Origin of the sequence: Tsukamurella ocularis (assembly GCF_024807615.1) — a bacterium.
Taxonomy (GTDB): Bacteria; Actinomycetota; Actinomycetes; order Mycobacteriales; family Mycobacteriaceae; genus Tsukamurella; species Tsukamurella ocularis.
In genome coordinates this window covers 196,898-210,549 of sequence record NZ_JANUCJ010000005.1, presented here as the reverse complement: position 1 = coordinate 210,549, position 13,652 = coordinate 196,898, and the positions used below count along the sequence as shown (strand labels likewise).

The following is a 13,652-nucleotide window of genomic DNA, read 5'->3' as shown; positions in this document are numbered from 1 at the left end:
ACGTGTACCCCGTCCCGTTGGTCTACGCTGCGTAGTACAAGGGGAACGTGCAGCCCCGGCCGTGAGTTCCCGGACGGGGAGACGGTCCGGAACGGGCCCCGTAGCACTGACCGTGTTTCAGCAGGAAGGCGCGACATTGGCACCCGGAAGTAACGCCCACGGTGGGGCCGCGTCCTGGCGTAAGCGCCTGGTTCTGGCCGCCGGGCTCGTCGCTGGCATGTTCGCTCTGGCGGGCTGCTCGGCCGACGAGGTGATGCGTTTCGGTTGGCCCGAGGGTGTTACCCCCGAGGCCCGTGACATGACTGAGCTGTGGAGCTGGTCCGTCGTGGCCGCCCTGATCATGGGTGTCCTCGTCTGGGCCCTCACGTTCTGGACCATCACGTTCCACCGGCGCAAGGCGGACTCGCCCGATTTCCCCCGGCAGACCGCGTACAACGTGCCGCTGGAGCTGCTGTACACCGCGATCCCGTTCCTCATCATCGCCGTCCTCTTCTACTTCACCGTGGTCGTGCAGACCAAGGTCGAGAAGATCGAGGACAACCCGGGCGTGACCGTCGACGTCACCGCCTTCCAGTGGAACTGGCGTTTCGCGTACCGCGAGGTCACCCTGAACGGCACCAAGATCAAGCTCGAGCGGGAGAACCCGTACGGCAAGCAGCCCGACATCGCGAAGCTCAACGAAGAAGCCGAGAAGATGAAGGAGCACGGGCACGTCGAGGCGCAGCCCGAGCGCGGCCCCAACCACGGCCGCTTCCAGGAGATTCGCGACTACCTGAAGTTCAGCACCGTCGAGGTGCAGGGCTCGTCCGCCGAGATCCCCGTCCTGGTGCTGCCGACCGACACCCGCATCCAGTTCGACCTGGCCTCGGCCGACGTCGTCCACTCGTTCTACGTCCCGCAGTTCGCCTTCAAGCGCGACGTGATGCCGAACCCGGTGCAGAACCACACCCAGAACAAGTTCCAGGTGTCCAGCATCGACCGGCCCGGTGCCTTCGTCGGCCGCTGCGCCGAAATGTGCGGCGACTACCACTCCATGATGAACTTCGAGATCCGCGCCGTGACGCCGGAGAACTTCAAGAAGTACATCGAGGCGCGTCAGGGCGGCAAGGACAACGTCGCCGCGCTGGAGTCGATCGGTGAGGTGGGCGTCTCCACGAGCACGTTCCCGTTCGACACCCGCCGCACCGGCCGCACCCCGTCGGGCAACAGCACCGCGCCCGTCAACGCAGAAGGAGCGAACTGACCCATGAAGGTCGAAGCGAAACTCTTCGAGTTCCTCACCGCGTTCTTCTTCCTCGCGGGCATCCTGTACACCGTCGCGACCGCGATCTGGGGCCCGGGCTACGGCTACGGCGCCGTGGAGTGGGTCGGCGTCACCGGCATGTTCCTCACCGGCGGCCTGACGCTGATCATCGGCACGTACTTCCGGTTCGTGTCCAACCGCGTCGACACCCGTCCTGAGGACTACGAGGACGCCGAGGTGTCCGACGGTGCCGGCGAGCTCGGCTTCTTCAGCCCGCACTCGTGGTGGCCCATCCTGCTCTCGGCCTCGGTCGCCGTGGTCGGCATTTCCGTCGCCCTGCAGCTGTACTGGCTGTGGTTCTTCGGCGGCCTGCTCGTCGTCGGCGCCGCGTGGGGTCTCGTCTTCGAGTACCACAAGGGTCCCGAGAAGCACTAGGACACGTTCTTTCAGCGACGCCCGCACCGGAGTTCACCGGGGCGGGCGTCGTTCTTTCGTCCACGTTCACCGCCGCGCCGCCCGCGGGTCGTCTCGGCCTGATTCCATGCACGCATGACGCAGGCCAGAGCCGGGCTGTCCGTACGCAAGCTCACCGCCGACGAGGTGCGCGGCCGGGGCGGCACCGTCGCTCCGCCGAAGACCAAGCTCGACTTCGCGGAGGTGGAGCCGGAGGCGTACGGCGCCGGGGCGTACGGCACCGTCGGGCACACTGGCGTCGTTCACGCCCCCGAGCGCGCCTACCTGGCCGTGGACACTGTCGGCAGCCCCCGTACCTCCGAGGACTTCCGCGTGGCCGCGGAGGCCCTCTACGCGGCCGCGTACGGCGTCAAGGTGCGGAACAAGGCGCTGTACCGCCGCGGCACTCCTGGCGCCGACGACGCGCTCCGCAGCGATTTCCGGATGCCCCCGCTCGAGCGGCTCCGTGGCGACGTGGCGCCGCAGGACACCGGAGCAGCCCGCTGGACGCTGCTGCTGCGCCGGCCCGCGTGGATCGACGAGGCCGAGGTGGGCGACGTGCTCGAACAGCTCGAGGTCAGCAAGGGGCTGAGCCTGGCCCGTGTGCACTGCCTGGACCTGCCGGCATCGTCATACCTCCAGACCCGCGTCGATGGCCGGTGGTCGGCCGCCCTGACGCCCACGGCGAAGGCCTTCGCCGTGCAACTGCGCGAACAGGAACTGACCGCCGTCGACGGTGCCTGGCACGAGGTCTGTCTCGGGGAGCCCGGCGCCCCGGTGGGGGAGAACAGCTACCTGCTGCGCCTGCGCCTGGCCTGAATCAGCCGCGTACGTCGCCACGGACCCGCGCTCACGTCACGTCGTCCCGGCTGCGTCGTTCGCGCGTGACCCCGGCGACGGTGCCGGACGCCGCACCCCCGAAGGCCGTCATCGACGTCACCTCGCACTCCGTCGTGTGCGCAGTTCCGCGCACACCACGCGCCTGCGCGGACGTGCCGCGTGCGCACAGGCGTGCCCGGTGCGCGGATCCTCGCGCAGCGTGCGCAGGCTCGCGTGGAGTGCGGAGCAGTGGCGCAGGCGGACGGGATGGCGCGCGCGGGCGGCGGACCGTCGGCCCCCGGAAACGACTGCGGCCCCTCCCCGGGGGGGAGGGGCCGCAGTGGCGTTGTCAGAACTACTCGACGTCGAGCTTGCCGCCGTTGTCCTGGACCTTCTTCAGAGCCTCGAGCGCCTTGACCTCGTTCGCGTGATCGCGAGCGGCGTTGTCGCGCTGCTCCTCGGCCGAGTCGGCCCGCAGGAACGAACCCGTGCCGGGCTGGCCGGCCGCGCCGAGCTGGTTGGCCTTGGTCGGGACGACCGCGCCCTCGTAGGGGAGCGGCACGGCGTGGCCGTGGTCGTCGACGGGGCCCAGCGGCTGGTGGAGCTCGATGAACTCACCGTTCGGGCGGCGCACGATGACGCCGGTCTCGATGCCGTGCTCCAGCACCGCGCGGTCGGCGCGCTGCAGGCCGATGCAGAACCGGTAGGTCAGCCAGTAGGCGACCGGCGGGGCCACAACGAGGCCGATGCGGCCGATCCACGTCATCGCGTTGAGCGAGATGTGGAACTTCAGCGCGATGACGTCGTTCACGCAGGAGAGCGTGAGCACGATGTAGAACGCGAGCGCCATGGCGCCGATCGCGGTACGCACCGGCACGTCGCGAGGACGCTGCAGGATGTTGTGGTGCGCATCGTCGCCGGTGAGCTTCTTCTCGATCCACGGGTAACCGAACATCAGGCCCACGATCACGCCGATGATGATCGCCACGAACGCGGCGCCCGGAACCGTGTGGCCCCAGAAGTAGAGCTCCCACGCGGGCCACAGGCGGGCCAGGCCGTCCGTCCACATCATGTAGACGTCGGGCTGCACGCCCGCAGAGACCTTCGCCGGGTCGTACGGGCCGATCGTCCACACCGGGTTGATCGTGAAGATGCCCGCCATGAGGGCGATGATGCCGAAAGTGGCGGCGAAGTAGGCGCCGGTCTTGACCGCGAAGACGGGCAGGATGCGAACACCCACGACGTTCTCCTCAGTGCGGCCGGGGCCCGCGAACTGGGTGTGCTTCTGGTACCAGACGAGGGCAAGGTGGCCCGCGATCAGCGCCAGGATGATGCCCGGGAAGAGCAGGATGTGCAGCACGTACAGGCGAGGGATCAGCAGCTCGCCGGGGAAGTCCCCGCCGAACAGAGCCCAGTGGACCCAGGTGCCGACCACGGGGAGGCCGACGACGATGCCGGACATCGCGGCGCGGACGCCGGTGCCCGAGAGCAGGTCGTCCGGGATCGAGTAGCCGAAGAAGCCCTCGAACATGGCGAGCAGCAGTAGCGCGCAGCCGATGACCCAGTTGGCCTCACGCGGGCGACGGAACGCGCCGGTGAAGAAGATGCGGGCCATGTGGATGATGATCGACGCGGCGAACATCAGGGCGGCCCAGTGGTGGATCTGGCGGACGAACAGGCCGCCGCGCACCTCGAACGAGATGTCCAGGGTGGTGGCGTAGGCGCGCGACATCGCGACGCCGTGCAGCGGCTCGTAGGCGCCCTCGTAGTGGACCTCCGACAGCGACGGGTCGAAGAACAGGGTGAGGTACACGCCCGACAGCAGCAGGATCACGAAGCTGTACAGCGCGATCTCGCCCAGCATGAAGGACCAGTGCGTGGGGAAGACCTTGTTGATCTGGCGACGGATCCCGGGCGCGAAGTGGTACCGCGAATCCAGATCGTTGGCCTGGTGGCCGATCCGATCTCCGAGTGTGGTCATCAGTGCGTCGCCTCCCAGAAGGCCGGTCCGACCTGTTCGATGAAGTCGCCGTTGGCGACCAGGTAACCCTGCTCGTTGACCGAGATCGGCAGCTGCGCGAGGGCACGGGCGGCGGGACCGAAGACCGGCTTGCCGTACTCGAGCGCGTTGAACTGCGACTGGTGGCAGGGGCAGAGGATGCGGTTGGTCTGCTGCTCGTACAGCGACGTGGGGCAGCCGAAGTGGCTGCAGACCTTGGTGTAGGCCCAGTAGTCGCCGTAGTTGAAGCTCTCCTGGCCCTCACGCTTGATCGCGCGCACGGCGTCCTCGGGACGCAGGCGGATCAGCATCACCGGGTTGCGGATGCCCTTGAGGCCGTGGAGCAGCTTGAGCCGCGACTCCTCGGTCTCGCCGAAGCCGTCCGAGACGCGCCACGGGAAGACCGTCATCATGCCGCCGGCGTCGAGGTCCTCGGCGCGCACCAGCTTGACCTTGTAGGGATCGCCCACGTCGTTGCGGAGGAAGACCGGCTCGTGGTTGAGGTCGCTCGAGAAGTCGTTCTCCAGCGAGTTCCAGTACGGCGACCAGCCGGTGTGCCACAGCGGCGAGGCCTCGCGCTTGGCCCACGGGTTCTTGATGAGGCCGCCGATGAAGCCAGCCGCAGCACCGAGTCCGAGCACGCCCACGCCGAAGCCGGCGGAGGCCATGATCATCTTGCGGCGGGGGAGCGTCGAGGTCTCCAGCGCGTCCTTGAACAGCGCGGCCGTGGTGGCCTTGTCGACCTTGGACGAGCCGCCGGCGTCGTGCCGCTGCTGGACTGCGATCTCCTCGGGGATGAACTTCTTCGTGAACTGCACGGTGCCCGCGAAGACGCAGAGCAGCGAGAGGCCGAAGGTGATGCCCAGCATCGGGGTGTAGAGCGTGTACCACCAGTAGTGGGCGTCATCGATGCCCTGGTACTTCCACGGCCAGAACAGGAAGACTCCGAGCAGCGCGGCGCCGAAGACGCCGGCCAGGGCGAACCACAGCGCGACGGTACGCTCGGCGCGCTTCTCGGCGCGGGTGCCGGGGACCGGCCAACGGGGCTCGCGGTAGACCAACTCGACGCCGTCGAGGTTGGTGCCGAGCTTCACCAGCTCATCGTGGGACAGGTTGTCCAGTTCGTCGTCCGACGGGACGTTGTTCAACGGCTTGGCGGTCAATTCCTGCTCCCAACCCACATCGCGGCGCCGACGACGGCGATCATCCCGGTCACCCACATCACCATGCCCTCGGACGCGGTACCGAAACCGCCGAGGCCGTGGCCGCCGGGGGACTGGGTCTCGCCGACGTTCTTGATGAAGCCGATGATGTTCTTCTTCTCTTCAGGCGACAGTGCACGGTCCGAGAACTTGGGCATGTTCTGCGGGCCGGTCAGCATCGCGGCGTAGATCTCCTGCTCGTTCGCGGGATCCAGCGGCGGCGCGAACTTGCCACCGGACAGGGCGCCGCCCCGGCCGGTGAAGTTGTGGCACGAGGCGCAGTTGAGGCGGAAGAGCTCGGCGCCGGCGCCGAGGTTCTTGCCGCGCAGGGACTCCTGCGCGATGACGCGGTTGCCGTTCTCGTCGCGCTTGATCGAGCCGTCCGGGTTGTAGTCCCACACGATCGACGGTCCGCCGCCGATCGACTGGATGTACGCGCCCATGGCGTCGATCTGCTTCGCATCGAACTTGGCCGGCTTGCGCACGATCTGCGAGGAGTTGACCGTCGCGGGCATGCGGCCCGAGTGCACCTGGAAGTACACGGCCGAATCGCCGACGCCGACGAGGCTCGGGCCGCGGTCCTTCACGCCCTCGAGGCTGGCGCCGTGGCAACTGATGCACGAGGTCTCGTACAGGCGCTTGCCGTTCTCGACCTGGGCGGCGTCGAAGTCGTCGGCGATCGCGACCTGCGGGGTCGGGCTGGCGATCGTGGCGACACCGCCCGCGGCGAGGAGGCCGCCGACCAGCAGCGCCGCGCTCGCGAACTTGCGGCGGAGCTTGCGCTGCTTCCGGGCCTTCTGTGCCGAGGCGACGGACGCGCGCCCGGCACCGTCGGGCTCGCCTCCCTCGCCGGCGGGCTCAAAGTTGGCTGAACTCATCTGCTATCCCTCTGTGATGGCGACTGAGATAAACGTCTTTAGCGAATGATGTAAATGACGGCGAAGAGGCCGATCCACACCACGTCGACGAAGTGCCAGTAGTAGCTGACGACGATCGCCGAGGTCGCCTGGGCGGGCGTGAACTTCGAGGCGCGGCTGCGGGCCAGGATGAAGATGAAGGCCACGAGGCCGCCCATCACGTGCAGGCCGTGGAAGCCCGTGGCCATGTAGAACACCGAACCGTAGACCGAGGAGCTGAGCGTAAGGCCCTCGCCGATCAGGGTCTTGTACTCGTGGAGCTGGCCCGCGACGAACAGCGCGCCCATGATCAGCGAGATCAGGTACCAGATGCGGAACTTGAAGACGTCGCCCTTCTCCGCGGCGAAGACGCCCAGCTGGCAGGTGACCGACGAGGCGATCAGCACGATGGTCGGCGGCAGCGCCGCCATCAGGCTGACGTTCGTGTCGACGGGGGGCCATCCGTTCTCCCCAGCTCCGGCCCGCGCCACGAAGTACATGGCGAAGAGCCCGGCGAAGAACATGAGCTCGCTCGACAGCCAGACGATGGTCCCGACGCTGACCATGTTGGGCCGGTTGAGTGAGTGCACGCGCTGGGTGATGGCTGTAGCTGAGGTCGGTGCGGCGCTAGTCACTCCGCAAGTATGACCGGTCGTAGTATCGAATGCCTACCCGGGTCGCAGATTGGGCGCGTCGAATATCGCGGGCAGGTTCAAGACCTCCCGCTCGATGACTCGAAACGCCACGTCAACGGCCTGATCGGAACCGGCAGATAAGGCATACCTTGCCCTACGACCTCAATGGCAGACCCGAACAGCGGACCCGTCTGGGGCGCCTTCTCGGACGCCTGTCCACGCGCACCGTCGAGGAGTTAACGCCCGGGGACCCCGGATTGGTTCCCGTGGCCGAATCAGACGACGACGCGGCCGCCTCGTCGTCGGTCCTCGACGCCTCCCCGGGCTTCGATCCGGAGGCGCAGAGCGTGCTGCGGCACGTGCTCGAGATCCCGCGCGGCGAGGTCGACGAAGTGCTCCGGCTCGTCGGGCAGGACCGGTACGAGCGCGTGCCCGACGGTGCGCCGCCCCGCGACGGCCTGGAGACGGTCGCGGTGGCGCGCGTGCAGAAGGTCGACGCGTTGCACGTCTCGCAGGAGCGCTCGCGGATGGCGGGCGTCACCGCGCGGCACGGCGGACGGGCCGTCCTGTGGCAGGTGCTCCAGATACCGGGTTGACCGCCCCGATTACAGTTGCGGCCATGGATTGGCCGACGGTTCTCACCGAGCTCACCTCCCAGCGCGACCTCAGCGCGGAGCAGGCGCGGTGGGCGATGTCCGAGATCATGAGCGACGGGGCGACGCCGTCGCAGATCTCCGCGTTCGGCGTGGCCATGAAGATGAAGGGGCCGTCGCCCGTCGAGGTGCGGGCGCTGGCCGACGTGATGCTCTCGCTCACCACTCCCGTGCCCTTCGATGCTCGCGCCGTCGACATCGTCGGCACCGGCGGCGATCGCTCGCACTCGGTGAACATCTCCACCATGAGCTCGATCGTCGTCGCCGCCGCGGGCGTGCCCGTGCTCAAGCACGGCAACCGGGCGGCGTCGTCGAAGTCGGGCGGCGCGGACTGCCTCGAGGCGCTGGGCGTGGCCATCGGGCTGAACGCCGACGGGGTCGCGCGCACCACGGCCGAGCTGGGTATCGGCTTCTGCCTCGCCTCCGTCTTCCACTCCGGCCTGCGCTTCGTCGGCGCGACTCGCAAGGAGATCGGCATCCCGACCGTTTTCAACGTGCTCGGCCCGCTGACCAACCCCGGCCGCCCGTCCGCCGGCCTCATCGGCTGTGCCTTCGCCGATCTGGCGCCCGTCGTGGCGCAGGCCTTCGCCGATCGCGGCGGCCAGGACCACGTCATCGTCGTCCGCGGTGACGACGGGCTCGACGAGCTGACCACCACGTCGACCTCCACTGTGTGGCGGGTGCAGGAGGACGGCGTCGGGGTCGAGTCGGTCGACCCGCGCGAGCTGGGCCTCGGCCGCGTCGCGATGGAGGATCTGCGGGGCGGCGACGCGACCGTCAACGCCGCGATCGCCCGGGCCTTCCTCGCCGGCGAGGAAGGCCCGGTCCGTGATGCGGTGCTGCTCAACTCGGCCGGTGCGGTCGCCGCGTACGAGGGGCTGACCGCCGGCGAGTCGGTGCAGGACTCGATCGCGGCGCACCTGCCGCGGGTCGCGGAGGCCGTCGACTCGGGTGCGGCGGCGGCGCTGCTCGACCGTTGGATCGCGCTGTCGCAGGAGATCGCGGGCGCGTGAGCGAGTCGGGACTGGATCGGATGCGTGCGGACGCCGCAGCCCGCGGCCTGACGGTGACCGTCCGCGAGCGCCCGTCCGCGCGCAGTCTGGAGGAGGCGGCGGCCCTCATGGACCTGCCGCCGTCGCAGCTGGTGAAGTCGCTGGTCGTTCGCCGCGGCGAGGGCGCCTATCTGTTCGCGCTGGTCCCCGGCGATCGGTCGATCGCCTGGCCCAAGCTTCGCGCCGTGGTCGGCGTGAACCGGCTCGCGATGCCGCCGGCCGACGAGGCGCTCGAGGCCACGGGGTACGAGCGCGGCACGATCACGCCCATCGGGGCGCGGGGAGACTGGCCGGTGTACGTCGACGAGCGGATCGCCGGCGCGACGGTGGCCCTCGGTGCGGGCGCGCACGGACACAGCGCGATCGTCGACGCGGACGCGCTGATCGTGGCGTGCGGCGCGACCGTCGCGGACATCTCCGACTAGGCGCACGAACGAAACGCACAAAATTCCATTCCGCGGAATCCAGCGTTCCACGCGCCTAATGTTGGCTGCGTGAGTAAGCGCACCGTCTCCCCGCAGATCGCCCGTTCCTGGCTGCTCGTCCCGGCCTCCCACCCCGAGTCCTTCGCCGTCGCGCAGGCCAGCGAGGCCGACGCCGTGATCATCGACCTCGAGGACGCCGTCGCCGCGAAGGATAAGGAACAGGCGCGGGCGGACACCGTCGAATGGCTGTCGACCGGCCACCGCGCGTGGGTGCGCATCAACGACGCGGCGAGCGAGTACTGGAGTGCCGACTGCGCCGCGCTCAAGCAGTGTGCGGGACTCGAGGGCGTCATGCTCGCGAAGTCCGAGGGATCGAGCCATCTCGACGACACTGCGGACCGTCTCCCCGACGGCACGCCGATTCTCGCGCTCGTCGAGACGGCCCGCGGGATGCAGAACGTTGCGCGGATCGCCTCCGCGCCGTCGACCTTCCGGATCGCTTTCGGCACGGGCGATTTCAAGCGCGACACCGCCGTCGGCGAGGACCCGATCGCCCTGGCCTATGCGCGCTCCCAGCTGGTCATCGCGTCGCGGGCGGCGCGCCTACCTGCGCCGATCGACGGGCCGACCCTGAACATCACGCACCTGCCCACCGGGACGGCGCTGGCAAAGGAGATGGGCATGTCCGGGAAGCTGTGTCTCACGCCGGAGCACGCCGGCGTCATCAACCGCGGCCTGAGCCCGAGCGAGTCGGAAGTGGCCTGGGCGCACGGCTTCATCGACGCCTTCGAGAAGTCCGGCGGCAAGATCACCGACGGCTCCGACCTCCCGCGCCTCGCGCGGGCACAGAAGATCGTGCAGCAGGCCGTCGACTTCGGCATCGAGGTCGAGGCCGCGGAGGTCAGCCACAGCGGCTACTGACTGCGAGGCCTACTCTCGGGGCATGGGCTTGTTCGGGAGGAAGAAGTCGGTCGACGATCAGCCGGACCCGTACCTGGATCTGCTGACGATCCGCGACGCGGACCGGTTGCGCGCACTCACGCGGGCCGTCTTGGCGGAGAACGGATTCGAGGCGCAGGTGTTCGGTGACCACCTCGCTCTCGTCGACGGGCGAACGCTGGGGCTCGACAACCTCGCGCGCAAGGTCCACGTCGCCGAGGGGGAGGAGTGGGACCGGATCGTCCGCGCGCACCTGGCGGCGCTGCTCAGGCCCAGTGAGGACCCCACCGGTGATGACCTGCTGACCCGGATCGTGGCGCGGCTGCTCGATGTCTCCGTGGGCTCCGGCGACCCGAGGCTGACCTTCGACTACGCGTTGCCCTGGCAGCCGGGCGTCGCGGAGATCCTGGTGGTGGATCACCCCGACCACGTGAGCATGCTCGGCGACGGCTCGGTCCGAGAGATGGCGCCGCTCGGGCCCTGGTACGACCGGGCGCGGCGGAACCTGTTCCGCGAGCTGACCGAGACGGCCGAGGTCCGCGTCGAGACCGTGGAGCACGACGGTCACCGATTCCAGTGCGCTCTCAGCGAATCCGTATTCACCGCCAGCGGCGCATTGCTGCTGCCCGAACTGCTCCCGCGGTGGGTGCCGGGCATCGACGTCAGCGGCGGCGTGCTGTTCGCCGCGCCCTTCCGCAACCAGCTGGCGTTCGCTGCCTGCTCGAGTGCGGAGGCCGCACTCGGTGGCCTCATGCTGTTGCCCGTGTTCGCCGCCAACGGCTACTCCGACGGGGTGGGGCCGGTATCGCCGAACGTCTATTACTGGCGTGACGGCACGGTGACGCAGATCAGCACCATCGCCGACGACGCCTTGAACGTGACACCGCCGCCGGAGCTGCTGGAGATCATCAACGGCGGGTGAGCCGTCAGTTCCCGATGTCGAAGCCCGCGTCGACGTCCGCGGAGGCGTACTCGCGGAAGGCGATGTGGGTGGACGTGCTCGCGACGCCGTCGATGCGGTTGATCTTCTCCGTGACCACCTCGGCGATCTGGTCGTGCTCGCGCACGCGGACCTTCGCGATGAGGTCGATGTCGCCGGCGCACGAGTACACCTCGGTGACGCCCTCGATGTTCGCGACGGCCTGCGCGGTCTCGGGGATGCGGTGCACGTCGGCGTTGATGAGGACGATCGCGGTGATCACTGCGGGGCCTTCCGATCGATCTGGCGTTCACGCGGCGTGCGTGACCTCCTCACTGTATTGCCTGGCGGTCCCGCGCGGATGCGCCGCGGCCGCACGGGCGTCGCGGCCCGCCTCGGTGGCCCGCCCGGACCACTCGAGCCAGCGACCCGCCCCCGCCAGCGGCTCGCACCACATGCCCTGCACGTCGACGATGCGCGTCCCCGGCCGCAGTGCCCAGCGGCGCAGGAGTGCCGCCTCCTCCGGGCTGGCGCCGTGCAGGGTGTCGGAGGGGAAGAGGGTGTCGGGCACGTCCGGTGCGGCGAGGTCGCCGAACGCCTCATAGACCGACTCGGCGCTCGCGCGAAGCCGGTCGAAGACGGGCATCGGCGGCACCCCGCGTGGGGCGACGCCGGCCGCGGCGAGCCGGCCGTGGCGCACGATCGACAGCTCCCAGCCGCCGGCCCCGTCGGGATGGGCGATCGAGAGCTCGGGTACGTCCGCGAAGGCGACGAGCGCGTGTGAGCGGGCGACCGCGTCCACCAGGCGCGCCGCGCGGTCGCGCAGCCGCGCGGCGGACTCGAAGAACTCCCGGTCCGCGAGGGCCGCCAGACGCGCCTCCAGCACCTCGAAGACCTCCGACGAGCGCCCGATGAGCGCGGCGGCCGCCCGGTCGGCCCGCGGCCGATACAGGGCCGCGGGCTCCGGTGCCGCGACCGATGCCTGGCACCCGCCGAGCGGGCGCGCGCCATCGGGTCCGAGGGCGCACGTGTGGACCGCGCCGGCGCGCAGGCGAGTGGTGCAGGTGCGGAGCCCGCATGCCTCGGCGAGCAGTTCGGCCAGGTCCGCCGCGTCGGTCCGCGAGCGCACCGGTCCGATGCACGGGGCGCCCGCCGGCGCGGAGCGCTTCACGGCGAGCCGGGGGAAGGGCTCGGACGTGAGGCAGATCCACCAGCCGCGCTTGGGGTACTTCGACCGGCGGTTGTACGGGGGAGTGTGCGCGGCGATGAGCCGTAGTTCCCGCGCGGCCGCTTCCAGCGCATGCGCGCACTCCACGTGATCCACCCGTTCCGCGAGGCCCACCATCTCCTTGATTCGGCCCCGCGTCTCGCCGGCGGTGAAGTAGCTGCGCACTCGGCGGTGCAGGTTCCCCGACGTACCGACGTAGAGCACCTCGTTCCCCGGACCGCGGAACAAGTAGACGCCCGGCCGCTCCGGCAGCGGATCGGCGAGGTGGCGCTTGGCGCGCTGCTGCGGCGTGACAGACGGTAGATGCCCGCGCAGCTCCCCGAGGGTGTGGATGCCGAGGTTGCCGACGCGCCCGATCAGCCCGTGCAGCACCTCGACGGTGGCCCGCGCGTCGTCGAGCGCGCGGTGGTTGGGTGTGGTCTCGGTGCGGAACAGGCGCGCGAGTTCGCTGAGCTTGACCGACGGCGCCTCGTCCCGCGTGAGCACCCGGCGCGCGAGCTGGACCGTGCACAGCGACGCGGGCTTCGGCCATGGGGTGCCGGTGGCGGCCGCGGCCGCCTTGAGGAAGCCGAGGTCGAAGCGGGCGTTGTGCGCGACGAGGACGGCGCCGTGGGCGAACTCGAGGAAGGAGGGGAGCACCGACTCGATCCGCGGGGCGCCGGTGACCATCGCCGTGGTGATGCCGGTGAGGTGCGTGATGTGCGGGGAGATGCCGCAACCGGGGTCGACCAGCGTCGCGAACTCGCCCAGGACCTCGCCGCCGCGCACCTTGACGGCGCCGATCTCGGTGATCGCGTCGCCCCCTTTGGGGGAGCCACCCGTGGTCTCCAGGTCGACCACGACGAAGGTCACCTCTCGCAGAGGCGGGTCGACGGTGCCCGTCTCACAGTCGTCCAGGCTGAGCTGCATGCCAGGACGGTAGAACACCCCACCGACAGGTTTTCGCCGACCGAACGCGCTCTCGAAACTTGTCAGTCGCCGCGCCTAGCGTCGCCGGCATCGAAACCCCGCCAACGAAGGGATGCACCATGACGCTGCACGTCGACTGCTCCACCTGCCCCGCCAAGCCGCGAGCCTGCGGCGACTGCTCCGTGGGCTTCCTGCTCGGCCCGGTCGTCGTGGCCGCACCGCCCGTGCCGGGGCCCGGCGGCAGCGGGGGCGCTTCGGTCACGGAACCGGGGCTGAGTGA

At 69.6% G+C, this 13,652-nt stretch carries 14 protein-coding genes; 8 read left to right on the top strand and 6 right to left on the bottom strand.

Annotation, left to right across the window (positions count from 1 at the left end; all coding sequences use genetic code 11):
• Nucleotides 1-136: 136 nt before the first annotated feature.
• The 3 genes from ctaC to HNP44_RS19775 all read left to right on the top strand — a co-directional run bounded on the left by ctaC (nucleotide 137) and on the right by HNP44_RS19775 (nucleotide 2,515).
• Nucleotides 137-1,243, top strand: coding sequence for an aa3-type cytochrome oxidase subunit II (gene ctaC, locus HNP44_RS19785; RefSeq protein WP_259144368.1), 1,107 nt, complete (start codon nucleotides 137-139; stop codon nucleotides 1,241-1,243).
• Nucleotides 1,244-1,246: 3 nt separating this feature from the next.
• A complete protein-coding gene (locus HNP44_RS19780; RefSeq protein ID WP_068521058.1) occupies nucleotides 1,247-1,678 on the top strand; it encodes a cytochrome c oxidase subunit 4 in 432 nt (143 codons plus the stop codon).
• A gap of 114 nt (nucleotides 1,679-1,792) precedes the next feature.
• Entirely contained in the window at nucleotides 1,793-2,515 is a 723-nt protein-coding gene (locus HNP44_RS19775) for a hypothetical protein (protein ID WP_259144372.1), read from the top strand.
• A 355-nt stretch (nucleotides 2,516-2,870) separates the two neighbouring features.
• Here HNP44_RS19775 and qcrB read toward each other — a convergent pair whose 3' ends face one another.
• Genes qcrB through ctaE form a run of 4 tightly spaced genes read right to left on the bottom strand, consistent with a single transcriptional unit; the run spans nucleotide 2,871 to nucleotide 7,247 of the window.
• A complete protein-coding gene (gene qcrB / locus HNP44_RS19770) occupies nucleotides 2,871-4,496 on the bottom strand; it encodes a cytochrome bc1 complex cytochrome b subunit (RefSeq protein ID WP_259144374.1) in 1,626 nt (541 codons plus the stop codon).
• Nucleotides 4,496-5,677, bottom strand: coding sequence for a cytochrome bc1 complex Rieske iron-sulfur subunit (gene qcrA / locus HNP44_RS19765; RefSeq protein WP_259144376.1), 1,182 nt, complete (start codon nucleotides 5,675-5,677; stop codon nucleotides 4,496-4,498). The genes qcrB and qcrA overlap by 1 nt, the downstream gene beginning before the upstream one ends.
• Nucleotides 5,674-6,594, bottom strand: a complete 921-nt coding sequence (gene qcrC, locus HNP44_RS19760) for a cytochrome bc1 complex diheme cytochrome c subunit (RefSeq protein ID WP_259144377.1) — start codon at nucleotides 6,592-6,594, stop codon at nucleotides 5,674-5,676. Before qcrC ends, qcrA begins: the two co-directional genes overlap by 4 nt.
• 38 nt (nucleotides 6,595-6,632) lie before the next feature.
• A complete protein-coding gene (ctaE, locus tag HNP44_RS19755) occupies nucleotides 6,633-7,247 on the bottom strand; it encodes an aa3-type cytochrome oxidase subunit III (protein WP_259144378.1) in 615 nt (204 codons plus the stop codon).
• 266 nt (nucleotides 7,248-7,513) lie between these two features.
• On the opposite strand from ctaE, the gene HNP44_RS19750 reads away from it, so the two are divergent.
• The 5 genes from HNP44_RS19750 (at nucleotide 7,514) to HNP44_RS19730 (ending at nucleotide 11,238) form a co-directional block, all read left to right on the top strand.
• Nucleotides 7,514-7,843 carry a hypothetical protein gene (locus HNP44_RS19750; RefSeq protein ID WP_259144379.1) on the top strand — a complete coding sequence of 110 codons (330 nt, stop codon included), beginning with the start codon at nucleotides 7,514-7,516 and terminating at the stop codon, nucleotides 7,841-7,843.
• 23 nt (nucleotides 7,844-7,866) lie between these two features.
• The gene (trpD, locus tag HNP44_RS19745; RefSeq protein WP_259144380.1) at nucleotides 7,867-8,913 is read left to right on the top strand and encodes an anthranilate phosphoribosyltransferase; all 1,047 of its coding nucleotides are present in this window, start codon (nucleotides 7,867-7,869) and stop codon (nucleotides 8,911-8,913) included.
• Nucleotides 8,910-9,377, top strand: coding sequence for an aminoacyl-tRNA deacylase (locus tag HNP44_RS19740; protein WP_259144381.1), 468 nt, complete (start codon nucleotides 8,910-8,912; stop codon nucleotides 9,375-9,377). Before trpD ends, HNP44_RS19740 begins: the two co-directional genes overlap by 4 nt.
• A 69-nt stretch (nucleotides 9,378-9,446) precedes the next feature.
• Nucleotides 9,447-10,298: an HpcH/HpaI aldolase/citrate lyase family protein gene (locus HNP44_RS19735; RefSeq protein ID WP_259144382.1), complete on the top strand. Its 852-nt coding sequence runs from the start codon at nucleotides 9,447-9,449 to the stop codon at nucleotides 10,296-10,298.
• A 22-nt stretch (nucleotides 10,299-10,320) separates the two neighbouring features.
• Nucleotides 10,321-11,238: a hypothetical protein gene (locus tag HNP44_RS19730; protein ID WP_259144383.1), complete on the top strand. Its 918-nt coding sequence runs from the start codon at nucleotides 10,321-10,323 to the stop codon at nucleotides 11,236-11,238.
• A 4-nt stretch (nucleotides 11,239-11,242) separates the two neighbouring features.
• Here HNP44_RS19730 and HNP44_RS19725 read toward each other — a convergent pair whose 3' ends face one another.
• The gene (locus HNP44_RS19725) at nucleotides 11,243-11,518 is read right to left on the bottom strand and encodes an Lrp/AsnC family transcriptional regulator (RefSeq protein WP_068521033.1); all 276 of its coding nucleotides are present in this window, start codon (nucleotides 11,516-11,518) and stop codon (nucleotides 11,243-11,245) included.
• Nucleotides 11,519-11,545: 27 nt separating this feature from the next.
• A complete protein-coding gene (locus tag HNP44_RS19720; protein WP_259144384.1) occupies nucleotides 11,546-13,372 on the bottom strand; it encodes a DEDD exonuclease domain-containing protein in 1,827 nt (608 codons plus the stop codon).
• Nucleotides 13,373-13,652: the final 280 nt, after the last annotated feature.